Origin of the sequence: Nocardia asteroides, assembly GCA_019930625.1 — a bacterium.
GTDB lineage: Bacteria > Actinomycetota > Actinomycetes > Mycobacteriales > Mycobacteriaceae > Nocardia > Nocardia sputi.
Window position 1 is genome coordinate 6,988,408 of record CP082844.1, and the last position, 21,803, is coordinate 7,010,210.

The window sequence follows — 21,803 nt, forward strand, 5'->3', positions numbered from 1 at the left end:
GTAGAGCCTAGTCCCGCTCGGTGCACAGGTCCCGCCCTGGCCACGGTGAAACCTTGGTGAAAAATATGAACTACGCCTCGTAGCCGGCACAAACGGATACTCATCGTGCGACATGGCGCGCCAGCCGGGTCTCCAGCCGAGTCTGCCCGAACCCGAGGATCAGGCAGATCACCCAGTAGTACATCGCCGCGACCCCGTAGAGCGCGAAGAAATCGAAGGTGGGCGCGGCCGCGAGCTGGGCGACGCGCAGCAACTCGGTCACCAGGATGGTCGAGGCCAGCGAGGTGTCCTTCACCAGGGAGATCAGCGTATTGGACAACGGCGGCACGGCGATCCGCGCGGCCTGCGGCAGGATGATCAGCCGCAGCATCATCGGATACGACATGCCGAGCGCCTGCGCCGCCTCCCACTGACCCGCCGCGACGCTGAGAATGGCAGCGCGCACCACTTCGGCCGCGTAGCCGCCGACGTTGAGGCTGAACGCGATCACGGCGGCGGGAAACGGGTCGATCACGATCTCGAACTGCGGCAGCGCGTAGAACACGATGAACAACTGCACCAGCAGCGGGGTGCCGCGAATGATCGAGATGTAGCAGCGGGCCGCCGCCGACAGCGGCCACACCGGCGACATCCTGGCCAGCGCGACGAACAGCGCGATCACCAGGCCGATGGCGAAACTGATCGCCGTGAGCGGCAGCGTCTTGGTGACGGTGGCCTGCAGCATCGGCCACAGGTTGTGCCAGATGAGATCCCGGGTGGCGGCGTCCATGAAGGTGGTCGGCTACTGGCTGACGTCGGTCCCGAAGTACTTCTCGGAGATCTTCGCCAGGGTGCCGTCGGCGCGCAGCTGGTTCAGCGCGTTGTCCACGTCGGTGATCAGCGCGTCGCCTTTACGCGCGGCGAAGGCCTGCTTGCTCACCGACCCGGTCCGGCCCGCGACCTTCACGCTCGTGTCACCGGTCTTCTTGGTGTATTCCGCGACGGCGAGGTTGTCGTTGACGGTCGCGTCCACGCGGCCGTTCTTCAACAGCTGGACGGCCTGCACGAAGCCCTCCACGGCCTCGACCTTCGCGCCCGCCTCGGTGGCGACCTTGCTCCAATTGCTGGTGGCCGACTGCGCGCAGGTCTTGCCGTCGAGATCGGCGAGTGCGGTGATGGTGTTGTCACCGGCTCGGGTGACGATCACGCCCGCCGATGTGGTGTACGGCGCCGACAACGCGTACTTGCCCGTGCGCTCGTCGTTCACGGTCACCTGATTGGCCACCAAGTCGAAACGCTTGGACTCCAGGCCCGCGAAGATGGCGTCCCACGGCGTCTGCACGAACTCGACTTTCTTGCCGAGCTTGTCGCCGACCGCCTGGATAACCTCCACGTCGTAGCCGGTGAGCTTGCCGTCGGAACCCTGGAAGCTGAACGGCGAGTAGGTGCCCTCAGTGCCGACCTTCAGCACATTCGGGTCACTGCCGCCGCACGCGGTCAGTCCGGTGGCGGCGACGACGGCGAGCATGGCGGCGGCGAACAGCTTACGGCGCACGGGATCCCTCTCTTCGGTGCGTGGAGCTCCACACACGGCACGCGAATCCGAGCCATGCTACGCCCGGAGCTACGCGAGCGACAGTATCGCGATCGTCGTGCGCGAAAGAGTTGCGCTCCGTGGTCCCGGCCCGGTGCCCGCCGGCAGAAGAACGCGTCGCGCCCTTCTGTCGGCCGGCATCGATACCGTCGCCGTCAGTCGCGCAGCGGGCGGCCTTGCGAATCCGGCACCTTGCCGACCAAGATCATGATGCCGTCGATGAGGCCCCAGATACTGCCGAGGCCGCAGGTCACGATGGTGACCGCCAGCTGGGCGACGCCCAGGCCGGTGTAGCCGAGGTAGAAGCGGCCGACGCCGAAACCGCCGAGGAAGATCTGCAGCAGACCCGCGATCAGCTTCTGCTTGTCCGACAGCGGTACGCCGAACGGGTCGCGGCCCCAGGGCGCTTCCGGGTCGTTCGGGTTGTAGCCCTGCGGACCACCCGGGTACGGGGCCGGTGGGTAGCCACCCGGCTGCTGACCATAGGGGTCAACGGGCTGGCCGTACTGGGGCTGACCGTACGGGTCCGACGGCGGGTTGTACTGCGGCTGACTCTGCGCCTCGAGCGGCTTGGTCAGATCCGGGCCGGTGCCGGGCGGGCCGTACTGCGGGCCCCCGGAACCCGGATTCTGCTGGTAAGGGTCGGTCACTCATGTCCTCCTCATTAGTGCGGGCACCCTCTTGTCGGCCCCCGGCCTTGCTGGATCGCCGAACTGCCGCTCGCGACGATCACGAGTCATTGTCACCGGGATCGACCGGGTTGTCGCCCCGGGATGGTTCGGTCCCGCGAATAGTTATCGCGGCGGGTCGCCTGATCGTTGCCGCGAACGAGAATTCGCTGTCGGCGGCGACGGATCCGACCCAGGCACGCACCGAACGATCAGCTGTTGTCCGAGGCCGACTTCTCCGAGGCCGACTTCTCCGAGGCCGACTTCTCCGAGGCCGACTTCTCCGAATCCACCTTCTTCGGCGCGGTTTCGGTGGACTCGGTTCCGGCCCCGGCAGCCTCTGCCTCGGATTGCCCGCCCGATTCGGTCGCGCCGGACTCGGCATCGGACACCGGGCGCTCGGACGCGGCGGCATCGGTCTCGGACGCGGCAGCATCGGTCTCGAACGCGGCAGCGTCCGGGGACTTCTCGGCCGACGCCGCTCCCGCGGCACGCAGCGCACGGATCTGCCACGGCCACGGACGCGGGCTCGCGCCGGGCTGCAACTGCTCGGGCGTCTCTCGGCCCTTCGTCGCGAAGACGAAGTAGGCGATCGCGCCCAGGAACACGACGGCGGAGGTGAACGAGTTGATCCGGATACCCGCGATCTTCGTCGCCTCGTCGGCGCGCATCAGCTCGATGAAGAACCGGCCGAAGCAGTAACCCGCGACATACAGCGCGAACAGCCGCCCGTGGCCGATCCGGAAACGCTTGTCCACCAACACCAGCAGCACGACGACGAGCACGTTCCACAGCAGCTCGTACAGGAAGGTGGGGTGCACGATCTTCTCGACCACGCCGGTGGAGACGCCGTTCATCATGTCGAGCCGGCCGTCGTCGCCCACCCGCCGGTAGATCTCCAGGCCCCACGGCAGGTCGGTCTCGCGTCCGTAGAGTTCTTGGTTGAAGTAGTTGCCGAGCCTGCCGATGGCCTGCGCCAGCAGGATCGGCGGGGCGACCGCGTCGCCCAAGGCGGGCAACGGGATCCGGTACACCCGGCAGCCGATCCAGGCGCCGACGCCACCCAGCAGCACCGCGCCCCAGATACCGAGCCCGCCTTGGTAGATCTTCAGCGCGTCGACCGGATTCCCGTCCGCGCCGAAGTACTTCTGCCAGTCGGTGGCCACGTGGTAGAGCCTGCCGCCGACCAGACCGAACGGCACCGCGAACATCGCGACGTCCAGGATCGCACCGGGCTGCCCGCCGCGAGCGCGCCAACGCCGTTCGCCCCACCAGATCGCGACGACGATGCCGAGGATGATGCACAGGGCGTACGCCCGCAGCGGGAACGGCCCGATCTGCCACACGCCCTGCGCGGGGCTGGGGAGGTAGGCCAGCACGGCGCCGCTGACGCCGCCGTCGGCCAGGACACTGTCTGCGAGGACTCGTAACGTCACGGGGCAACCGTAGCGGAGAGTCTCAGCCGACTCGCCACCAACGCACCGCCCCCGCCGTGGCCGGGCACGCCCATGCCGCGCGCGACGCTCCCACCGCCGTGAGAGCTATCGCCTTCTCGGGTCATCGGGGGGCCAAGGGCGCGCGGTGCAGCACACGACGAGGCCACTCACGCATAGCGGCAGACGGTCCGGGAGCGGTACGCGAGTTCGTTCGTCCGCCGTCGCGGAGGACGCGGTTCCGCCACCGGCGGGTGGCTACGACGCGACGGTCGCCGACCGCACGCCTCGAGCCAGTTCCGCGGTGAGTGCCCGCACCGCGTCCAGTCCGCGGCCCGCCGCACTCACCAACGCCGAACCGACGATGACACCGTCGGCGTAGGAGGCGATCTCGGCGGCCTGCTCGCCCGAGCGAACACCGAGGCCGACGCCGATCGGGATGTCGGAGTGGGACCGGATGCGGGCGCACAGCGCGGGCGCTGCCGAGGACACCGCGTCGCGCGCGCCGGTGACGCCCATGGTCGAGGCCGCGTACACGAAACCGCGGCTGGCCTCGAGCGTCTTCACCAGGCGCTCCTCGGTGGACGACGGCGCGACCAGGAAGATGCGGTCCAGGTTGTGCGTGGACGAGGCGACGAACCAGTCGTCGGCCTCCTCCGGGATCAGGTTCGGGGTGATGATGCCCGCGCCGCCCGCGGCGGCCAGATCCCGCGCGAAGCTGTCGACGCCGTACTTGAGTACGGGATTCCAGTAGCTCATCACGACGGCCTTGCCGCCCGCGCCGGTGATCGCCTCGACCACGGTGAACACGTCGCGCACCCGCACGCCGCCGCGCAACGCCTGCTCGGCCGCGGCCTGGATGGTCGGGCCGTCCATCACCGGATCGGAGTAGGCGACGCCGACCTCGATGATGTCGCATCCGGCCTCGACCATCGTGCGCACGACCTCGATGGAGCCGGCCAGGTCCGGGTAGCCCGCGGGCAGGTAACCGATCAGCGCCGCCCTGCCCTCGGCGCGGCAGGCGGCGAAGGTGTTGGCCAGGCGGGATTGCTGGCTCACCGGTCGGCCTCCTGCGGCTCGTTCTCGGCGCCGAACAGCCCGAACCACCGCGCTGCCGTATCCATGTCCTTGTCGCCCCGGCCCGAGAGGTTCACCAGGATGACCGCGCCCGGGCCGAGTTCCTTGCCCAGTTGCAGCGCGCCCGCCACCGCGTGCGCCGACTCGATCGCGGGGATGATGCCCTCGCTGCGGCTGAGCAGCAGCAGCGCGTCCATCGCCTCGCTGTCGGTGACCGGCCGGTACTCGGCACGGCCGATGTCCTTGAGATAGGCGTGCTCGGGGCCGACGCCCGGGTAGTCCAGGCCCGCCGAGATCGAATGCGACTCGATGGTCTGGCCGTCCTCGTCCTGCAGCAGGTAGGAGTAGGCGCCCTGGAACGCGCCCGGCGTCCCGCCGGTGAACGTGGCCGCGTGCCGCCCGGTGTCGACGCCGTCACCGGCCGCCTCGTAGCCGATCAGCCGCACGTCGGCGTCGTCGAGAAACGCGTGGAAGATGCCGATGGCGTTGGAACCGCCGCCGACACAGGCGACGACCGCGTCGGGCAACCCGCCGGTCGAGGCCTGGACCTGGGCGCGGGCCTCCATGCCGACGATGCGCTGGAAATCGCGCACCAGCATCGGGAACGGATGCGGACCCGCCGCGGTGCCGAAGCAGTAGTAGGTGTCGTCGGCGTTGGTCACCCAGTCGCGCAGCGCCTCGTTGATGGCGTCCTTGAGAGTCTGCGAACCCGACGTCACCGAGATCACCTCCGCGCCGAGCAGGCGCATGCGCGCCACGTTCAGCGCCTGGCGCGCCGTGTCGACCGCGCCCATGTAGACGACGCAGTCCAGCCCGAGCAGGGCGCAGGCGGTCGCTGTCGCGACGCCGTGCTGGCCCGCGCCGGTCTCGGCGATCACCCTGGTCTTGCCCATCCGCTTGGCGAGCAATGCCTGACCGAGCACGTTGTTGATCTTGTGCGATCCGGTGTGGTTCAAGTCTTCGCGCTTGAGCAGGATGCGGGCGCCGCCCGCGTGCTCCGACAGCCGCGTGCACTCGAACACCGGCGACGGACGGCCGGTGTAGTCGCGCTGGAGCCGGTCGAGCTCGTTGAGGAAGGACTCGTCGAGCCGTGACTTCTCGTACTCGGCGGTGACCTCCTCGATCACGGCCATCAGCGCCTCGGGGACGTGCCTGCCGCCGTAGACGCCGAAGTGCCCGCCCGCGTCCGGCTCGTGGCCGCTGCGCTGGGCGATGCCGTCACTGGCCCGGGGTAGTGCCGTCACGCCCATCACCGGCCCCGCCGCGCGGGCTTCGGGCAGGACGGGTGGGTACCCGCGGTCACCAGCTCCGAGACCGCCGCACGGGGGTCGCCACTGGTCACAAGTCCCTCGCCGACGAGGACGGCGTCCGCGCCCGCACCCGCGTAGGCCAGCAGGTCTGCGGTGCCGCGGATGCCCGACTCGGCGATCCGGATGACCTCGGTGGGCAGTCCGGGCGCGATCCGAGCGAAGACGTCGCGGTCGACCTCGAGCGTCTTGAGGTTGCGGGCGTTCACGCCGATCACCGACGCGCCCGCCTCCAGCGCGCGGTCGGCCTCCTCCTCGGTGTGCACCTCGACCAGCGCGGTCATTCCCAGCGACTCGGTGCGATCGATGAGGGAGGACAGGACGTCCTGTTCCAGCGCCGCGACGATCAGCAGGATGACGTCCGCGCCGTGCGCGCGCGCCTCGTGGATCTGGTACGGGCCGACGACGAAGTCCTTGCGCAGGATCGGGATGTTCACCGTGGCGCGGACCGCGTCCAGGTCGTCCAGCGACCCGTTGAAGCGGCGGCCCTCGGTGAGCACGCTGATGATCCGGGCTCCGCCGTCCTCGTAGGCCTTGGCCAGGCTCGCGGGGTCCGGGATGTCCGCCAGCTCGCCCTTGGACGGACTTGCCCGCTTGACCTCGGCGATCACGCCGATGCCGTCCTCGAGCAGCGCGGCGCGGGCGTCCAGCGGCGCGGGCGCCGCCGCGGCGGCCGCCTTGACCGCCTGGAAGTCGAGAAGGGCTTCCCGAGCGGCCACATCCGCGCGGACCCCGTCGAGAATCGAGTCGAGTACCGTCATCTGGCTCGAATCCTTTCTGGGGAGACGGACTTGCTACCTGAGAATCCCCCCAGGCGCTGTCTCACCGATGCTGACAAAGAATAAATGGACCTACCGGGCGCGTACGCGCCGGGGCTCGGGTTGAACCACGCGGAAGGGCTCGGCGCAAGGTGGCAGCCGCCACACCCGGCGCGCGGGGACAGCTCAGCGGCCACGTCGGCCCACCTCTCCGTGGTCCGGATTCTCCGGAGGCGGCTGCCCGCCGGAAGGTTCCTCGGTCGGGTCGGTGCCCGCGTCCAGCGCGTCCCACAGCACGCGCTCGGACAGCTGCGCTGAGGGTCGCTCGTCCGGGGACTGCGTGCGCCGCTGCGTGACCTCCGCCGTCGCGGCGGCGCGCCGGAAGACCGGGTTGTCGTACTTGCCGGACAGCCGTGCCGCCTCGGCGGGCATACGCGCCAACAGCGCGCCCGCGCCGAACGCGGCGATCGCGCCGAGCAGCGCCAGCACGGCCGGAAACGCCGACGTGGTCGCCTCCTCCACCTGTGCCCGTGCCGGGAGCTCGGCGAGTTTCGCGGCCCGCTCGGCGAGCTTGCCGGAGTCGGTCAGCAGCGCGAACGCGGGCACCGCGGCCACCGCCGCGACCAACGCGATCAACACGCCGACCACCCGGCGTAGCCAGCCCCTGGTGGCCAGCACGGCCGCGATCGATGCGAGCAGTACCAGCGCCAGCGGCGTGAGCGCGCCGAACCACACCCCGCCGTCGAGCTGATCGGTGCGGGGTTGGGTGAGACCGTCGGAAGAGGTGACCGTCACCCAGGTCATCCGGGACGACGCCCACAGTGCCGCGGCGGCGGCAGCGAGCAAGACGATCGGGCCCACCGGGTATTTCCGGCGCGAATCGTCGCCGGCGCCGGGCGATCCGGTGGGCGGGGCGGATCCTTCGGCCGAAGGCAGGGATTCCCGTGTCGTGGCGCTCGTATCCGGGGCGGGCTCCCGCGCCCGGCCCGGTTCGTCTTCGGGACGAGCAGCCGTCATCGCGGTCCGCCGTCCGCCGTATCCGGCTGCGTGCCGTACGCCCGCACCGTCCGGGCCGCCGCGACCGCCTTCAGCACCGCCATCGCCTTGTTGCGCGCTTCCACGTCCTCGTACTCCGGATCCGAGTCCGCGACGACTCCCGCGCCCGCCTGCACGTAGGCCGTGCCGTCCTTCAGCAGCGCGGTGCGGATGGCGATGGCGGTGTCGGCGTCACCGGCGAAGTCCAGATATCCGACGACGCCGCCGTAGACGCCGCGCCGGGTCGGTTCGAGTTCCTCGATCAGCTCCATCGCGCGCACCTTGGGCGCACCGGACAAGGTGCCCGCCGGGAAGCACGCCCGCACCGCGTCCAGCGCGATACGCCCGGGCGCCAACCGGCCCGAGACCGTCGAGACCAGGTGCATGACATGGCTGTAGCGCTCGATGTGCCGGTACTCGGTGACCCGCACGGTGCCCGGCTCGCACACCCGGCCCAGGTCGTTGCGGCCGAGGTCGACGAGCATGAGGTGCTCGGCGTTCTCCTTCTCGTCGGCGAGCAGGCCCTTCTCCAGCAGGAGGTCCTCCTCCTCGGTGGCCCCCCGCCAGCGGGTGCCCGCGATCGGATGGGTCGTCGCCACGCCGTCTTTCACGGTCACCAGCGATTCCGGACTGGAGCCGACGATGGAGAACGCGGTGCCGCCCTCGCCGTCCGGGATGTGCAGCAGGTACATGTAGGGGCTGGGATTGGAAGCGCGCAGCATCCGGTACAGGTCGATCGGCGCCCCGTCGTAGTCCATCTCGAAACGCTGCGACAGCACCACCTGGAACGCCTCGCCCGCCTCGATCTCCTTGACCAGGCGACGCACACCCGCACCGAACTCCTCGGTGGTGCGCCTGCGCCGGTATTCGGGCTCGGGCCGGTCGAACACCGACACGGTGGAATCGGCGGGCTCGCCGAGCGCGGCGGTCATCCGGTCCAGCCGGGCCACCGCGTCGTCGTAGGCCTCGTCGACGCGTTCGGCGGTGCCGTTCCAGTTGACCGCGTTGGCGATCAGCGTGATCGCGCCCTCGTGGTGGTCGAACGCGGCCAGATCGGTAGCCAGCAACAAGACCATCTCGGGCAACCGCAAGTCGTCCATGGCCAGCTCGGGTAGTCGCTCTATGCGGCGCACCGCGTCGTAGCCGAGATACCCGACCATGCCGCCGGTCAGCGGCGGCAAGCCGGGCAAACGTTCGGTGCGCAGCAACTCCAGCGTCTCACGCAACGCGACCAGCGGATCGCCGCCGGAGGGGGCGTCCACCGGGATATGGCCGAGCCAGGCCGCCTCGCCGTCGACGACGGTCAGTGCCGAAGGGCTTCCCGCGCCGATGAACGACCAGCGCGACCACGACCGGCCGTTCTCCGCGGACTCGAACAGGAACGTGCCCGCCCGGTCACCGGCGAGCTTGCGGTAGGCCGAGAGTGGAGTCTCCGAGTCCGCCAGCACCTTTCGGGTCACGGGGACGACCCGGTGCTCCGCGGCCAGCTGATGGAACTGCTCGCGGGTCGTGGTGGTGGGAGTGGACGCGCCTGGCATGTACTCATCATCCCAGGCCGGGCCGACCGACCGGTGAGCGGTGCCGGTGACACGGCGAAGGACGCGACAAACCCGACAAATCAGGTCGACCGTCCGGTTCCCACGCGGCCGCGGCAGGTGTGGCCGGGCTCACTACACTCGCGGCGTTCCACGTCGCATGCGGTATCCATCTCGAGAGGAAACAACTGATGTACCCCTCGCAATCGGTAGCGCCCGAGGGCCCTCGGCACGTCGCGGGCCGCCACGTCCCGCGCCTCGACACCCCGCGGTCGGCGGGCACCGGTCAACCTGCCCACCCCCACGGCGTTCCGAGCAACGCGCTCGCGTCCTTCGTCACCTACGTCAAAGCACTGGAGTCCCTGGACAAGAACCGATTTCCCGACGAGTACGCCGTCCACAGCCATCGCATCAAGGAGCTGAAGCCGTTCCTGCGGGCCCACGGCATCCTCGACGTGATGGCGATCAAGAACCCTGAGGTCGCAGCGCTCATCGGCGCGTAACCGCACCGCGCCCCCGGCTCGTGCCCGGCCACCGACGCGGCGATCCGATCGCAGGCGGCGTATCGACGGGCACGAGCAACAGGTCCGCCGCCCGCGCGCCTACCCGATTCAACCAAGCGCCCGGTAGTGTGCCCGGGTATGCAGCAAGGACAGCTCGCCCCTGATTTCGAGCTTCCCGATCAGTCCGGCACCCCTCGCTCGCTCGACGCGTTGCTGGCGAACGGCCCCTTGGTCCTGTTCTTCTATCCCGCGGCGAATACGCCCGTGTGCACGGCCGAGGCCTGTCATTTTCGCGACCTCGCCGCAGAATTCGCCGCTGTCGGCGCAAGCTGCGTCGGCATCAGCACCGACGGCGTGGCCACCCAGGCGGGATTCGCCGAGAAGCAGCGTCTGGGCTATCCGTTGCTCTCCGACGCCGACGGCGCCGTGGCCGCGCGGTTCGGCGTGAAGCGCGGCCTCCTGGGCAAACTCGCGCCCGTGAAGCGGCAAACGTTCGTCATCGACACCGACCGCACCATCCGCAAGATCATCACCGGCGAGTTGCGCGCCGCGGTGCACGCCGACGAAGCACTGAACTACCTGCGCACCAGGTAGAAGGCACGGCGCGCCGGGTCCGCGCAGCCGCTGCCGAGCAGTGGTGCGGCCTAGGCTGGATCCATGACTTCGACCGACGTTCAGCCGGGCGGACGCAAACCCGTGGCAGCCGTCTGGCGCACCCGGATCATCGGTGGCGCCGCGGTCGTCGCCGTCCTCGTCATCCTCTACTTCATCCTGTCCGCGTTCATCCCACGCTGGTGGGCGCAGCGGGTCGGGTCGACGGTGCAGGGAAGCTTCGCCAAGGGCATCGGCTGGGGTCTGTTCTACGGCGGGTTCTGTACCGTCGTCACGCTTTTCCTGCTGCTGTTCGCCGTGCTGATGTGGCGGCGCAAGGCGGGTAAATTCCTCGCGGGCGCGGCCGCGGTCGTCGCGATCCTGTTCGCGATTCCCAACCTGATGACGCTGACCATCGTGCTGGGCAACAGCAGCGCCGCCCACGCGGGTGAGCGTGTTCTGGATGTCGACGCTCCCGCCTTCCGCGGCGCCGCGCTCACCGGGGCCCTCATCGCGACGCTGCTGTTTCTCCTCGCGGTCGCGCTGTTGCTGCTGCGCAGGTGGCGCCGCACGCACCCGCGGACGCCGAAAGCCGAGGACACGCCCCCACCCGCCGTGTGAGTGAACTCACGTCATGCAGCATCTTTATGACGGTCGAGCGAAGTCGTGGCAAACTCGATGTCGCGGGTGACTGTGCACAATTTTCTCGACAATCACTAGGACTACGGACAAAACCACGTCACTTGGCTTGAAAGAAGGCACACAGTGACGAAGTGGCTCGACCCGGTCGAACAACGAGCTTGGCGCGCAATCGTTGCGCTGATGACGCGGCTGCCAGGAGCCTTGGACACCCAGCTCCAGCGCGAGTCCGGCGTGACGCATTTCGAGTACTGGGTACTGACCCTGCTGTCGGAGGAACCGGGGCACCGACTGCAGATGAGTGAGCTTGCCCACAAGGCAAATGCATCGCTATCGCGGCTGTCGCATGTGGTGTCCAAGCTGGAGCGCATGGGCTGGGCGCAGCGCTCGGCGACCGCCGGGCGGCGCGGCGTGCAAGCCGTCCTCACCGACGAGGGGTATCTCAAGGTCGTCGAAGCCGCGCCCGGATATCTGGACGCCGTGCGGCACTTGGTCTTCGACGGCCTGGACACCGCGCAGAAGGCCCAGGTCGCCGAGCTGGGCCAGCTGCTGGCCGAGCGGCTCGCCGACGTGCTCGACCAGCCCGGCGGACTCGCCGCGCCGAGCCGGGACGACCACCGCCCGAACGGCGCCTAGCCGGGCGCGTTCACCGATCGCGCGGGCAAGAGCACGTCCGAGTCGAAACAGGTATGCGTGCCGGTGTGACAGGCCGCGCCCGCTTGATCGACGACCAGCAGGATCGTGTCACCGTCGCAGTCGAGCCGCACTTCGTGCACGTACTGGGTGTGGCCGGAGGTCTCCCCTTTGACCCAGTACTGCTGCCGGGAGCGCGAATAGTACGTCGCCTTGCGGGTTTCCAGCGTGCGCGCCAACGCTTCGTCGTCCATCCACGCGACCATCAGCACGTCACCGGTGGCGCGTTCCTGCGCTACGGCCGACACCAGCCCGGCGTCGTTGCGCTTGAGACGGGCGGCGATAGCGGGATCGAGACTCATAGCACCGTTATAACAGGGGCCTGCGGGGGCCGGATCGCCCGGAGTGCGCGGTCAGCGCGCACGGGAGCGCTGGAGTTCGCCGAGCGCCTCCCAGGTCCGCCGCTGGTCCTGCGGGGTGGTCAGATCGGTTTGCGAGAAGACGACCTCCGTCGCCCCCGCCGCGAAGTACTCCTCGACGCGCGCCGCGATGGCTTCCTCGTCTCCGATCACCACGAGCTCCGCCGCACGCGACGCGCCGGACAGCTCGATCATCCGGGCATAGGAGGGGATGTCGTCGTAGAACGCCGTCTGGGTCGCGGCCGCCGCACGGGCGGCGTCGATGTCCGCGGTGACCACGCCGGGGACGAGGGCGGTGATCCGCGGCCGCGGCCTGCCCGCGCGCTCGGCCGCCGCGGTGAGCGGCGCGACGATGTGTTCGGCCAGCGCCTTGGGGCCGACGAGGAAGGGCAGGGTGCCGTCGGCCAGTTCACCGGTGACGCGCAACGCCTGCGGTCCCATGGCGGCCACCAAGATGGGCACTGGTGGGCGCGCCCCGGCCACCGCGGCGGGCATCGGGGCGGCCGCGGTGAGCGTCTCCCCGTGGAAATCGACCGCACCGGTGTGCACCACGGTGCGCAGCGCGGTGAGGAACTCGCGCAACCGGGTGATGGGCCGGTCGAAGGAGCCGCCGAACACCGGTTCGGCGAACGATCTCGCGCCGAGTCCGAGACCGAGACTGAACCGGCCGCCGGTGGCCGCCTGCGCGGTCTGCGCCTGAGCGGAGGTCAGCAGCGGATGACGCGCGGTGATCGGCACCGCGGACGTGCCGACCGCGAGTTCGGGCACCGCCCGGCCGACGATCCCGGCCAGCGCGATGGCATCGCTGCTGAAGGTCTGGCCGAACCACAGCGAGGCCAAACCGGCGGCGGCCGCCGACACACCCAGCGACACCGCCGCGTCCACGGCGTTGTCGGTGGCGTCGAGGGAGAAGGGGGACAACGCGATACCGATGCTCATGCCCGAAGCAACCGCGATACCGCGACCCGCCTTCCTACTCGGCCGATTCCCGCCAATCGCTACCGGATGACGATCTTCTCCGCCCGCATCGACTCCTTGACCTGGCCGATGGTGAGGTCGCCGAAGTGGAACACGCTGGCCGCCAGCACCGCGTCGGCGCCCGCGTGCACGGCCGGGGCGAAGTGCTCGACCGCGCCCGCGCCCCCGCTGGCGATCACCGGCACCGTGACGGCCGCCCGCACGGCACGAATCATCGGCAGGTCGAAACCGGCCTTGGTGCCGTCGGCGTCCATCGAATTGAGCAGGATCTCGCCGACACCGAGTTCGGCGCCGCGCACGGCCCATTCGACGGCGTCGATGCCGGTGCCCCGTTTGCCGCCGTGCGTCGTCACCTCCCACCCGGAGGGGGTTTCCGGCTGCCCCTCCGGCACGGTGCGCGCGTCCACCGACAGCACGATGCATTGGGAGCCGAATCGCTCGGACATCTCGCGCAGCACCTCCGGCCGCGCGATCGCGGCGGTGTTCACCGAGACCTTGTCCGCGCCGGCGCGCAGCAGACGGTCCACATCCTCGACGGTGCGCACCCCGCCGCCGACGGTGAGCGGGATGAAGATCTGCTCGGCGGTGCGGGTCACCACGTCGATCATGGTGCCGCGGTCGCCGGTGGAGGCGGTGACGTCGAGAAAGGTCAGCTCGTCGGCGCCCTGCGCGTCGTAGAGCGCGGCCAGTTCGACCGGATCACCCGCGTCACGCAGGTTCTCGAAGTTGACGCCCTTGACCACCCGTCCCGCGTCGACGTCCAGACACGGGATCACCCGTACGGCCAACGTCATTGCCTCACCCTTCCTCCGCGGCCGCCGGGTCGGCGACCGTGCAGATCATGTCGAGCAGTTCCTCGTGCACTCCGGGCGCGGCCGCGAGCACGGAACCGGAGGTGATGGTCCACGGACGGCCCACCAGGTCGGTGACCACACCGCCCGCCGCACGCACCAGGGCGACGCCCGCCGCGTTGTCCCAGGGATGGTGGCCGAACACGATCGCGCCGCCGAGCACGCCGGAGGCGGTGAACGCCAGATCGATGCCGGTCGAGCCGTGCATGCGCACCCGGGAGGACAGCCTGCTCAGCGGGCCGAGCAGGTCGAAGCGGAACTGTCCGGGGATGCGGCCGTCGGAGTCGACGTTGAACGCGCCGAAACCGATCATGGCCTCGGCCAGCTTGCCGCGCGGCAGCGGGGGCAACGGCCGCCCGTCCAGCAGCACCGGACCTCCCGCCATGGCCGCGTAGCGGCGGCCGAGCAGCGGCAGCCAGGTCAGTCCCAGCACCGGCTCCCCGTCGCGGACCAGTGCGAGCAACATGCCCGAGAGCGGGTGCCCGGAAGAGTAGTTGAAGGTGCCGTCGATCGGGTCGAGCACCCACGCCGTGCCGGAGGTCAGCTGCGGGCCGCCGAACTCCTCGCCGTGCACCTCGATCCCGGTGCGCCGCAGCAGCTCGGCGGAGACGGTGCGCTCCAACTCCAGGTCGAGTTCGGTGGCGAAGTCGTTGCGGCCCTTGTCGACCGCGCTCGGCGCGCCGATACCCTCGACGAACCGCGAGCGCACCGAGTCGAGAACCTCGCTCGCCTCCGCGAGCAGTGCCGACAGCTCCTGGGTCATCTCACCGCGGCCAGCGCCTCGGGCAGGGTGAAACGTCCCGCGTACAGCGCCTTGCCGACGATCGAGCCCTCGACGCCGTCGGGCACCAGTTCGGCGATCGCGACCAGGTCCGCGATGGTGGAGACGCCGCCGGAGGCGATGACCGGGGCGTCGGTGGCCGCGCAGACCTCACGCAGCAGATCCAGGTTCGGGCCGGTGAGCGTGCCGTCCTTGGTCACGTCGGTCACCACGTACCGCGAGCAGCCGTCCCGTTCCAGGCGCTCGAGCACCTCCCACAGGTCGCCGCCGTCGCTGACCCAGCCGCGGCCGCGCAGCCGATGCTCGCCGTCGACGATGCGCACGTCCAGGCCGACGGCGATGCGCTCACCGTGCCGGGCGATGGCCTTCGCGCACCACACCGGGTCCTCCAGCGCGGCGGTGCCGAGGTTGACCCGGGCACAGCCGGTGGCCAAGGCGGCCTCGAGACTCTCGTCGTCGCGGATGCCGCCGGACAGTTCCACTTTCACGTCGAGTTCCCCGACCACGCCCGCGAGCAGCTCACGATTCGAGCCGCGCCCGAAGGCTGCGTCCAAGTCGACCAGATGCACCCATTCCGCGCCGGCTTCCTGCCACGCCAGCGCCGCCTCGCGAGGCGAGCCGTAGCTGGTTTCGCTTCCGGCCTCTCCTTGCACGAGGCGCACGGCCTCTCCGTTGGCGACATCGACGGCGGGTAGCAGCACAAGACTCACGAGAGCAGCCTAGTGGTTACCCGGCCGCGGACGAGCGCAGGGCCTGGGCGGATGGGACCTCGATCACCCGGTGCGGGTCAGCCGCTATGGGCGTCGAGGATGCGGGTGAGCAGCGTGACCAGGGTGCGCCGATCCCTCTCCGTGAAGCCGGCGAGCAACTCGTCCTGGGCGAGGGCCAGCCGCTCGTGGAGCTCCTCGAGGTGGCGGGCGCCCGCGGCGGTGAGGGTCACGATGTTGCGGCGGCGGTCGGCGGGATCGGGGCTGCGCTCGACGAAGCCGCGCGCGGCGAGATCGTTCACCGCGGCGACCACGTCGCTGCGGTCGATGCGGGTGCGCCTGCCCAGTTCGGCCTGGCTGTCGGGGCCGAACTCGCCGAGCGTGGCCAGCAGCGCGTAGTGGTGACGGCGGGAGCCGGTCGGTTCCAGGGCGCGCTCCGTCGCCCGATTCGCCACCAGGGCCACCTGATTGACCAGCCTGGTGGGCAGGACCCGGAGCCGTCTCGCGGCGCCCTCGTGCGCGATGTGCATGCGGCCACTGTACCAACACTTGTTGGCGTCACCCACAATCTGATACGTTGGCACACCCAACGTTGGAACAACCAACGTTATTTCCGAAAGGTCACTGCGATGCGCAAGATCCGCCTGGCTCTCCCCTTGCTCGCCGTTCCCCTGGCTGCCCTGACGGCCGCCTGCACTTCCGCCGCCGACCCCACGCCGGAGGTACGCGAAATGCTCGACCGTCAGCAGATCACCGCTCTGGTCGACCGGCTCGGCCGCGCCTTGGACGAGGGCCGCTTCGACGATCTGCGGGCGATCTACACCCCCGACGCGACCGCGAAGACGCCCGGCGGCACGGCCGAGGGCCGCGAAGCGCTGATCGCCCAGGCCAGTCGCAATCACACCGGCGACAAACGCATCCAGCACGTCATCGGCAATGTGCTGATCGACTTGCGCGGCGACGCGGCTGACGTCCGGGCGAACTTGATCGCCACCTTCGCGCCCGCTTCCCCGGGCGGGACGATCCCGCAGCCGCAGTACACCCTCGGTGAGATCTACCGTTTCGACGCGGTGCGCACCGGGGAAGGCTGGCGCCTGTCCCGGGTGCAGACCACTCCGATCTGGTCCACCGGCACCCGGCCGTGATCAGCCGGTGGCGAGCACACGTGCGCGATAGCAAGCCAGGGCGGCGAGCACCGCGCACAGTGCCGTCACCGCGGCGGCCGCGGTCCGCAGGCCGTGGCCGACCTGGAACTCCGTCGCCGCGCGTTCGATCTCGGCGAGCGTGTGGGAGTGCCGGTCGTCGAACAGGATCGACGCCCGCGGCCACAGGTAGAGGATCGACAGCAGGAACTGCCCGCTGAGCAGAGCTACCAGCGAGAGACCGAGCCATCGGCGTCCGATCCGGTAGATCAGCGACACCGCGCCCGCGACCGACGCGCACAGCGTCAGCACCGCGCCGAGCGGGCGCATGATGTCACCGACGGCGACGACACTCATGAATTGCTCGGTGAGCTCCAGCGATTCGGGAACGTCGCGAAAGATGTTGGGATACAGCAGCAGTGTTTCCGCGGCGGTCGTCGCGAACGCGAAGCTCGCGATCACCGCGTAACCGGTGAGCACCGTCAGCGGGACGATGACGCTCTTCAGAGCGGCCTCCTCGCATCGAAGGTAGATCCGAAGCGGCCGTCCGCGGATCCGGAGCGAGCCCCCATGGACGGGTCGACCGGATCGGGGTCTACCCCGAGTCACGTGCTCCCTGATCGGCCGTCGGCTCGAGGCGAGCACCGGCTCCCGGACGCACGCCGTGATCGGTGGACGGCTGGCCAGGAGCGCGATGGCGCCCGACAGCGCGCCGGGAGGAACGAGAAACATCCGGCGGCGGCGGGTGCCGAAGGCCGATGTCGCCGCGAGATCGACGCGGCCCGTGGGGCGCGGCCGGTATCGTCTCCGCTCGGCGACCACCCCCGGCCGCCGCTTCCACCTCGCACAGAGGAAGTGCATGTCACGATCGAAACTCCCCGCCGCCCTGTCGCTTTCGGCAGCCGTCTGCTGCGCGGCGCTCGCCGCGGCGCCCACCGCCATGGCCGCCCCGCCCGAGGAGGCGCGCCTCGCCGGATGCGAGTTCGGCTCCGCCGCGGCAACCTACGACTACGCGCGGTTCGGCGACCACGCCCGCCGGATGCTCGACCTCAGCACCGGAGAGTTCCGGGCGGAGTTCGAGAACTTTCGCGCCAACATCCAGTCCAGCGCTGAGGCCGCGCACACCCGGGCCGAGGCCGAGTCCGCCGACTGCCGCATCGTCTCCGGCGACGACTACCGGGCCGAGGTGGACGTCGACGTGGTGCGGACAGTGACCAGCGACGAAACCGACGGTCTTCCCCAGACCGGCCGCATCTCGATGACCGTGACGGTGGACAACGTCGACGGGCGCTGGTTGGTCAGCAAAGTCCGGTCGCACTGACCCGGCGGGCGGGTCCCGCGCTTTCGGTGCGCGGGATCCGCCCTACAGCGAGTTCACCCAGTTGCGCAGCAGGTGCGCGCCCGCGTCACCGGACTTCTCCGGGTGGAACTGGGTGGCCGAGAGCGCACCGTTCTCCACCGCCGCCAGGAACGGCACCCCGTGCTCGGCCCAGGTCAGCTTGGGGGCGGCGAAGTGCTCGCTGGACGGCAGATCCCAGGTCTGCGCGGCGTAGGAGTGCACGAAGTAGAAGCGGGTGTCGACGTCGAGACCCGCGAACAGGACGCTGTCGGCCGGGGCGGAGACGGTGTTCCATCCCATGTGCGGCAGCACCGGCGCGGACAGCCGGTCGACCGTGCCGGGCCATTCGGCGCACCCGTCGGTCTCCTCGCCGAACTCGACGCCACGCTCGAACAGGATCTGCATGCCCACGCAGATGCCGAGCACCGGACGCCCGCCTGCCAGCCGCTGACCGATCAGGCGCTCGCCGCGCACCCCGCGCAGCCCCGCCATGCACGCGGCGAAAGCCCCGACGCCGGGCACCACCAGACCGTCGGCGGCCAGCACGACCTGCGGGTCCGCGGTCACCTCGACGTGCGCGCCCGCCCTGGCCAGCGCCCGTTCGGCCGAGTGCAGGTTGCCCGAGCCGTAGTCGAGCAGGGCCACGGATTTCGCGCTCACAGCGCTCCCTTCGTCGACGGGACCCCGCTCACCCGCAGGTCGGGTTCCACCGCGGCGCGCAGCGCGCGCGCCACCGCCTTGAACTCGGCCTCGGTGACATGGTGCTGGTCGCGGCCGTAGAGCACCCGGACGTGCAGGGCGATGCGCGCGTTCGACGCGATCGACTCGAACACGTGGCGATTGAGCACGGTGGAGTACGGCGCGCCGGGACCGGACCCGGGAATCACCGCGTGCAGCAGATGATCCGGCTCACCGGTGTGCACGCAGTAGGGGCGGCCGGACACGTCGACCGCGGCGTGCGCCAGCGTCTCGTCCATCGGGATGTAGGCGTCACCGAAGCGACGGATACCCGCTTTGTCCCCCAGCGCCTTGCCGAGCGCCTGACCGAATACGATCGCGGTGTCCTCGACCGTGTGATGCGCCTCGATCTCGATGTCGCCCTCCGCGCGCACGGTCAGATCGAAACTCGCGTGCGCGCCGAGCGCGGTGAGCATGTGGTCGTAGAACGGGACGCCGGTGGCGATCTCGGTCTTGCCGGTGCCGTCCAGATCCAGTTCCACGACGATGCTGGATTCCTTGGTGACCCGCTCCACCCGGGCGGTCCTACTCATGCTCATGTCCAATCGGGTTGTCGCCGAGGGCTTCCCGGCGCTGGTTCATCGCGGTGCGAGGTCGGTGCCGGCCAGCAGCCCGCTGACCCGCAGCAGTTCGTCGTTCTCGGCGGCGAGGCCGATGGTGGTGCGCAGATAGCCGGGAATGCCGACGTCGCGGATCAGCACGCCGTGATCGAGGTAGCGCTGCCAGGTGCGCGCGGCGTCGGCGAAACGGCCGAACAGCAGGAAGTTGGCGTCGCTGGGGACCACGTCGTAGCCGAGTTCCCGCAGCGCCGCCGCCACCCGGTCGCGCTGTGCGGCCAGTTCGGCGACGCTGCCGAGGGTCTCGTCGGCATGCCGCAGGGCCGCGCGCGCGGCGACCTGGGTGACCACCGACAGGTGATAGGGCAGCCGTACCAGCAGCATCGCGTCGATCACGGCGGGCGCGGCGACCAGATAGCCGAGCCGGCCACCGGCGAACGCGAAAGCCTTGCTCATCGTCCTGGTCACCACGAGCTTCGCGGGGAACCGGTCGATCAGCCCGATGGCGCTGGGCTGTGCGGAGAACTCGCCGTAGGCCTCGTCGACCACCACGATGCCCGGGGCGGCCGCGAGGACGCGCGCCAGGTCCTGCTGCGGGATGCTGTGGCCGGTGGGGTTGTTCGGGCTGGTCACGAACACCACGTCGGGTGCGCGCTCGGCGATGGCGGCCAATGCGTGGTCGACGTCGAGGGAGAAGTCGGCGTTGCGCTTGGCCTCGATCCACTCGGTGTCGATGCCTTCGGAGATGATCGGATGCATCGAGTACGAGGGCACGAAACCGAGTGCGCTGCGGCCCGGCCCGCCGAAGGCCTGCAACAGCTGCTGCAGGATCTCGTTGGAGCCGTTGGCCGCCCAGACGTTGCCGGTGTCCACCGCGACGCCGGTCTGCGCGGTCAGATACCGCGCCAGGTCGGTGCGCAGCGCGACGGCGTCGCGGTCCGGGTAGCGGTGCAGGTCCGCGGCGGCGGCGCGGATCGACTCGGCGACGTCGTCGATCAGCGCCCGGCTCGGCGGATGCGGGTTCTCGTTCGTGTTCAGCTGCACGGGCACCGTCAATTGCGGTGCGCCGTAGGGTTTCTTGCCCCGCAGGTTGTCCCGCAGCGGCAGTTCGTCCAGGGTCAGGTCCGCGCCGGGCGCGCTCACCGCGCGCGTCACGACAGCGCCTCGAAACGCGCCCGCACGGCCTGGCCGTGGGCGGGCAGGTCCTCGGCGTTCGCCAGCGCCACGACGTGGCCCGCGACATCCTTCAGCGCGGCTTCGGTGTACTCGACGACGTGGATTCCGCGCAGGAAGGTCTGCACGCTCAGACCGGACGAGTGCCGCGCGCAGCCCGCGGTCGGCAGCACGTGGTTGGAGCCCGCGCAGTAGTCGCCCAGGCTGACCGGCGCGTACGCGCCCACGAACACCGCTCCGGCACTGCGCACCCTGGCCGCGACCGCGGGGGCGTCGGCGGTCTGGATCTCCAGGTGTTCGGCGGCGTAGGCGTTCACCACGCGCAGCCCCTGCTCGATGTCGTCGACCAGCACCGTGCCGGACTGCTTGCCGCGCAGCGCCTCGCCCACCCGGTGGGCGTGCTTGACCACGGTCAGCTGCGCGGTCAGCGCCGCGTCCACCGCGTCGGCCAGGTGCTCGCTGTCGGTGACCAGCACGCTGGCGGCCAGCACGTCGTGCTCGGCCTGGCTGATCAGATCGGCGGCGACGTGCACCGGGTCGGCGGTCGCGTCGGCGAGGACGGCGATCTCGGTGGGGCCCGCCTCGGCGTCGATGCCGACCAGGCCGCGGCACAGCCGCTTCGCCGCGGTGACGTAGATATTGCCCGGACCGGTGATCAGGTCGACCGGTTCCAGCTGCGCGCCGTCGGTGTCGAGACCGCCGTAGGACAGCAGGGCGATGCCCTGGGCGCCGCCGACCGCCCACACCTCGTCGACGCCGAGCAGCTGCGCGGCGGCGAGGATGGTCGGGTGCGGCAGTCCGCCGAACTGCGCCTGCGGCGGCGAGGCCACCACGAGTGAGCCGACGCCCGCGGTCTGCGCGGGCACCACGTTCATCACGACGCTGGACGGGTAGACGGCGTTGCCGCCCGGCACGTACAGGCCGACCCGTTCGACGGGCACCCAGCGCTCGGTCACCTTGCCGCCCGGCACCACCTCGGTGGTCTTGTCGGTGCGCCGCTGATCGGCGTGCACCTTGCGGGCCCGGTCGATGGACTCCTCCAGCGCCGCGCGCACCGCCGGTTCCAGCCGCTCCAACGCGGCTTCCAGCTCGGCCGCGGGCACCCGCACCGTCGCCGGGATCACGCCGTCGAAGCGCTCGCTGAATTCCAGCGCCGCCGACACACCGTGGTCGCGGATCGCCTCGACCACCGGCCGCACCTGATGCAGCACCGAGTCCACGTCGACTCCCCCGCGCGGCAGCGCGGCGCGCAGCTCGGCGACGGAGGGAGTACGACCGCGCAGATCGACGCGGGCGAGCTCGATGCGGGTTGTCATGAGGTGTCGGTCCTTGTCTCCAGCTGATTGCGCAACAGGAAAGTTGCAGC

24 protein-coding genes and 1 pseudogene are annotated in these 21,803 nt (G+C 70.2%); 6 read left to right on the top strand and 19 right to left on the bottom strand.

Going from position 1 to position 21,803, the window contains the following annotated elements; all coding sequences use genetic code 11:
• Positions 1-100: 100 nt before the first annotated feature.
• The 8 genes and pseudogenes from K8O92_31575 to K8O92_31610 all read right to left on the bottom strand — a co-directional run bounded on the left by K8O92_31575 (position 101) and on the right by K8O92_31610 (position 9,389).
• Positions 101-1,534: pseudogene (locus K8O92_31575) on the bottom strand (ABC transporter permease subunit).
• Positions 1,535-1,728: 194 nt separating this feature from the next.
• Positions 1,729-2,223 carry a TM2 domain-containing protein gene (locus K8O92_31580; protein UAK32190.1) on the bottom strand — a complete coding sequence of 165 codons (495 nt, stop codon included), beginning with the start codon at positions 2,221-2,223 and terminating at the stop codon, positions 1,729-1,731.
• Positions 2,224-2,453: 230 nt separating this feature from the next.
• Complete coding sequence (gene lgt / locus K8O92_31585; GenBank protein ID UAK36061.1) at positions 2,454-3,620, bottom strand: prolipoprotein diacylglyceryl transferase; 1,167 nt, start codon at positions 3,618-3,620, stop codon at positions 2,454-2,456.
• A gap of 312 nt (positions 3,621-3,932) precedes the next feature.
• Complete coding sequence (gene trpA / locus K8O92_31590) at positions 3,933-4,733, bottom strand: tryptophan synthase subunit alpha (GenBank protein UAK32191.1); 801 nt, start codon at positions 4,731-4,733, stop codon at positions 3,933-3,935.
• Entirely contained in the window at positions 4,730-6,001 is a 1,272-nt protein-coding gene (gene trpB / locus K8O92_31595) for a tryptophan synthase subunit beta (protein UAK36062.1), read from the bottom strand. The genes trpA and trpB overlap by 4 nt, the downstream gene beginning before the upstream one ends.
• Positions 6,001-6,819 (bottom strand): indole-3-glycerol phosphate synthase TrpC, encoded by an 819-nt coding sequence (gene trpC / locus K8O92_31600; protein UAK32192.1) that lies wholly within the window; start codon positions 6,817-6,819, stop codon positions 6,001-6,003. The genes trpB and trpC overlap by 1 nt, the downstream gene beginning before the upstream one ends.
• A 183-nt stretch (positions 6,820-7,002) precedes the next feature.
• Positions 7,003-7,833 carry a TIGR02234 family membrane protein gene (locus K8O92_31605; GenBank protein UAK32193.1) on the bottom strand — a complete coding sequence of 277 codons (831 nt, stop codon included), beginning with the start codon at positions 7,831-7,833 and terminating at the stop codon, positions 7,003-7,005.
• Positions 7,830-9,389 (bottom strand): anthranilate synthase component I, encoded by a 1,560-nt coding sequence (locus K8O92_31610; GenBank protein ID UAK32194.1) that lies wholly within the window; start codon positions 9,387-9,389, stop codon positions 7,830-7,832. The genes K8O92_31605 and K8O92_31610 overlap by 4 nt, the downstream gene beginning before the upstream one ends.
• 188 nt (positions 9,390-9,577) lie before the next feature.
• On the opposite strand from K8O92_31610, the gene K8O92_31615 reads away from it, so the two are divergent.
• From K8O92_31615 to K8O92_31630, 4 genes are all read left to right on the top strand, one after another.
• Entirely contained in the window at positions 9,578-9,889 is a 312-nt protein-coding gene (locus K8O92_31615) for a hypothetical protein (protein ID UAK32195.1), read from the top strand.
• A gap of 138 nt (positions 9,890-10,027) precedes the next feature.
• Positions 10,028-10,483 carry a peroxiredoxin gene (locus tag K8O92_31620; GenBank protein UAK32196.1) on the top strand — a complete coding sequence of 152 codons (456 nt, stop codon included), beginning with the start codon at positions 10,028-10,030 and terminating at the stop codon, positions 10,481-10,483.
• A 63-nt stretch (positions 10,484-10,546) separates the two neighbouring features.
• Positions 10,547-11,101 (top strand): permease, encoded by a 555-nt coding sequence (locus tag K8O92_31625; GenBank protein ID UAK32197.1) that lies wholly within the window; start codon positions 10,547-10,549, stop codon positions 11,099-11,101.
• A 201-nt stretch (positions 11,102-11,302) separates the two neighbouring features.
• The gene (locus K8O92_31630; GenBank protein UAK36063.1) at positions 11,303-11,755 is read left to right on the top strand and encodes a MarR family transcriptional regulator; all 453 of its coding nucleotides are present in this window, start codon (positions 11,303-11,305) and stop codon (positions 11,753-11,755) included.
• Here K8O92_31630 and hisI read toward each other — a convergent pair.
• From hisI to K8O92_31660, 6 genes are all read right to left on the bottom strand, one after another.
• Positions 11,752-12,114 (bottom strand): phosphoribosyl-AMP cyclohydrolase, encoded by a 363-nt coding sequence (hisI, locus tag K8O92_31635; protein ID UAK32198.1) that lies wholly within the window; start codon positions 12,112-12,114, stop codon positions 11,752-11,754. The genes K8O92_31630 and hisI overlap by 4 nt on opposite strands.
• 51 nt (positions 12,115-12,165) lie before the next feature.
• Positions 12,166-13,110 carry a TIGR03564 family F420-dependent LLM class oxidoreductase gene (locus K8O92_31640; protein ID UAK32199.1) on the bottom strand — a complete coding sequence of 315 codons (945 nt, stop codon included), beginning with the start codon at positions 13,108-13,110 and terminating at the stop codon, positions 12,166-12,168.
• A gap of 59 nt (positions 13,111-13,169) precedes the next feature.
• Complete coding sequence (hisF, locus tag K8O92_31645; protein ID UAK32200.1) at positions 13,170-13,943, bottom strand: imidazole glycerol phosphate synthase subunit HisF; 774 nt, start codon at positions 13,941-13,943, stop codon at positions 13,170-13,172.
• Between the two features lie 4 nt (positions 13,944-13,947).
• A complete protein-coding gene (locus K8O92_31650) occupies positions 13,948-14,763 on the bottom strand; it encodes an inositol monophosphatase family protein (GenBank protein UAK32201.1) in 816 nt (271 codons plus the stop codon).
• Positions 14,760-15,491: a bifunctional 1-(5-phosphoribosyl)-5-((5-phosphoribosylamino)methylideneamino)imidazole-4-carboxamide isomerase/phosphoribosylanthranilate isomerase PriA gene (priA, locus tag K8O92_31655; GenBank protein UAK32202.1), complete on the bottom strand. Its 732-nt coding sequence runs from the start codon at positions 15,489-15,491 to the stop codon at positions 14,760-14,762. The genes K8O92_31650 and priA overlap by 4 nt, the downstream gene beginning before the upstream one ends.
• Positions 15,492-15,568: 77 nt before the next feature.
• Positions 15,569-16,018 (bottom strand): MarR family transcriptional regulator, encoded by a 450-nt coding sequence (locus tag K8O92_31660; protein ID UAK32203.1) that lies wholly within the window; start codon positions 16,016-16,018, stop codon positions 15,569-15,571.
• Between the two features lie 99 nt (positions 16,019-16,117).
• On the opposite strand from K8O92_31660, the gene K8O92_31665 reads away from it, so the two are divergent.
• Positions 16,118-16,633 carry a nuclear transport factor 2 family protein gene (locus K8O92_31665; GenBank protein UAK32204.1) on the top strand — a complete coding sequence of 172 codons (516 nt, stop codon included), beginning with the start codon at positions 16,118-16,120 and terminating at the stop codon, positions 16,631-16,633.
• Here the strand turns inward: K8O92_31665 and K8O92_31670 are convergent, their stop codons facing one another.
• Positions 16,634-17,137 carry a hypothetical protein gene (locus tag K8O92_31670; GenBank protein UAK36064.1) on the bottom strand — a complete coding sequence of 168 codons (504 nt, stop codon included), beginning with the start codon at positions 17,135-17,137 and terminating at the stop codon, positions 16,634-16,636.
• Between the two features lie 352 nt (positions 17,138-17,489).
• Between K8O92_31670 and K8O92_31675 the strand changes: the two genes are divergently transcribed.
• Positions 17,490-17,951, top strand: coding sequence for a hypothetical protein (locus tag K8O92_31675; GenBank protein UAK32205.1), 462 nt, complete (start codon positions 17,490-17,492; stop codon positions 17,949-17,951).
• Positions 17,952-17,993: 42 nt separating this feature from the next.
• Here the strand turns inward: K8O92_31675 and hisH are convergent, their stop codons facing one another.
• Genes hisH through hisD form a run of 4 tightly spaced genes read right to left on the bottom strand, consistent with a single transcriptional unit; the run spans position 17,994 to position 21,753 of the window.
• Positions 17,994-18,629, bottom strand: a complete 636-nt coding sequence (gene hisH, locus K8O92_31680; GenBank protein ID UAK32206.1) for an imidazole glycerol phosphate synthase subunit HisH — start codon at positions 18,627-18,629, stop codon at positions 17,994-17,996.
• Complete coding sequence (gene hisB / locus K8O92_31685) at positions 18,626-19,246, bottom strand: imidazoleglycerol-phosphate dehydratase HisB (protein ID UAK32207.1); 621 nt, start codon at positions 19,244-19,246, stop codon at positions 18,626-18,628. Before hisB ends, hisH begins: the two co-directional genes overlap by 4 nt.
• A 39-nt stretch (positions 19,247-19,285) precedes the next feature.
• A complete protein-coding gene (locus K8O92_31690) occupies positions 19,286-20,419 on the bottom strand; it encodes a histidinol-phosphate transaminase (protein UAK32208.1) in 1,134 nt (377 codons plus the stop codon).
• Positions 20,416-21,753 (bottom strand): histidinol dehydrogenase, encoded by a 1,338-nt coding sequence (gene hisD, locus K8O92_31695; protein UAK32209.1) that lies wholly within the window; start codon positions 21,751-21,753, stop codon positions 20,416-20,418. Before hisD ends, K8O92_31690 begins: the two co-directional genes overlap by 4 nt.
• Positions 21,754-21,803 lie beyond the last annotated feature (50 nt).

Bases quoted from the DNA above. Each gene is read 5' to 3' on its own strand.
- trpB (UAK36062.1), bottom strand. From the start codon at position 6,001: ATGGGCGTGACGGCACTACCCCGGGCCAGTGACGGCATCGCCCAGCGC.
- trpC (UAK32192.1), bottom strand. From the start codon at position 6,819: ATGACGGTACTCGACTCGATTCTCGACGGGGTCCGCGCGGATGTGGCC.
- K8O92_31605 (UAK32193.1), bottom strand. From the start codon at position 7,833: ATGACGGCTGCTCGTCCCGAAGACGAACCGGGCCGGGCGCGGGAGCCC.
- K8O92_31610 (UAK32194.1), bottom strand. From the start codon at position 9,389: ATGCCAGGCGCGTCCACTCCCACCACCACGACCCGCGAGCAGTTCCAT.
- K8O92_31615 (UAK32195.1), top strand. From the start codon at position 9,578: ATGTACCCCTCGCAATCGGTAGCGCCCGAGGGCCCTCGGCACGTCGCG.
- K8O92_31620 (UAK32196.1), top strand. From the start codon at position 10,028: ATGCAGCAAGGACAGCTCGCCCCTGATTTCGAGCTTCCCGATCAGTCC.
- K8O92_31625 (UAK32197.1), top strand. From the start codon at position 10,547: ATGACTTCGACCGACGTTCAGCCGGGCGGACGCAAACCCGTGGCAGCC.
- K8O92_31630 (UAK36063.1), top strand. From the start codon at position 11,303: ATGACGCGGCTGCCAGGAGCCTTGGACACCCAGCTCCAGCGCGAGTCC.
- hisI (UAK32198.1), bottom strand. From the start codon at position 12,114: ATGAGTCTCGATCCCGCTATCGCCGCCCGTCTCAAGCGCAACGACGCC.
- K8O92_31640 (UAK32199.1), bottom strand. From the start codon at position 13,110: ATGAGCATCGGTATCGCGTTGTCCCCCTTCTCCCTCGACGCCACCGAC.
- hisF (UAK32200.1), bottom strand. From the start codon at position 13,943: ATGACGTTGGCCGTACGGGTGATCCCGTGTCTGGACGTCGACGCGGGA.
- K8O92_31650 (UAK32201.1), bottom strand. From the start codon at position 14,763: ATGACCCAGGAGCTGTCGGCACTGCTCGCGGAGGCGAGCGAGGTTCTC.
- K8O92_31660 (UAK32203.1), bottom strand. From the start codon at position 16,018: ATGCACATCGCGCACGAGGGCGCCGCGAGACGGCTCCGGGTCCTGCCC.
- K8O92_31665 (UAK32204.1), top strand. From the start codon at position 16,118: ATGCGCAAGATCCGCCTGGCTCTCCCCTTGCTCGCCGTTCCCCTGGCT.
- K8O92_31675 (UAK32205.1), top strand. From the start codon at position 17,490: ATGTCACGATCGAAACTCCCCGCCGCCCTGTCGCTTTCGGCAGCCGTC.
- hisB (UAK32207.1), bottom strand. From the start codon at position 19,246: ATGAGCATGAGTAGGACCGCCCGGGTGGAGCGGGTCACCAAGGAATCC.
- hisD (UAK32209.1), bottom strand. From the start codon at position 21,753: ATGACAACCCGCATCGAGCTCGCCCGCGTCGATCTGCGCGGTCGTACT.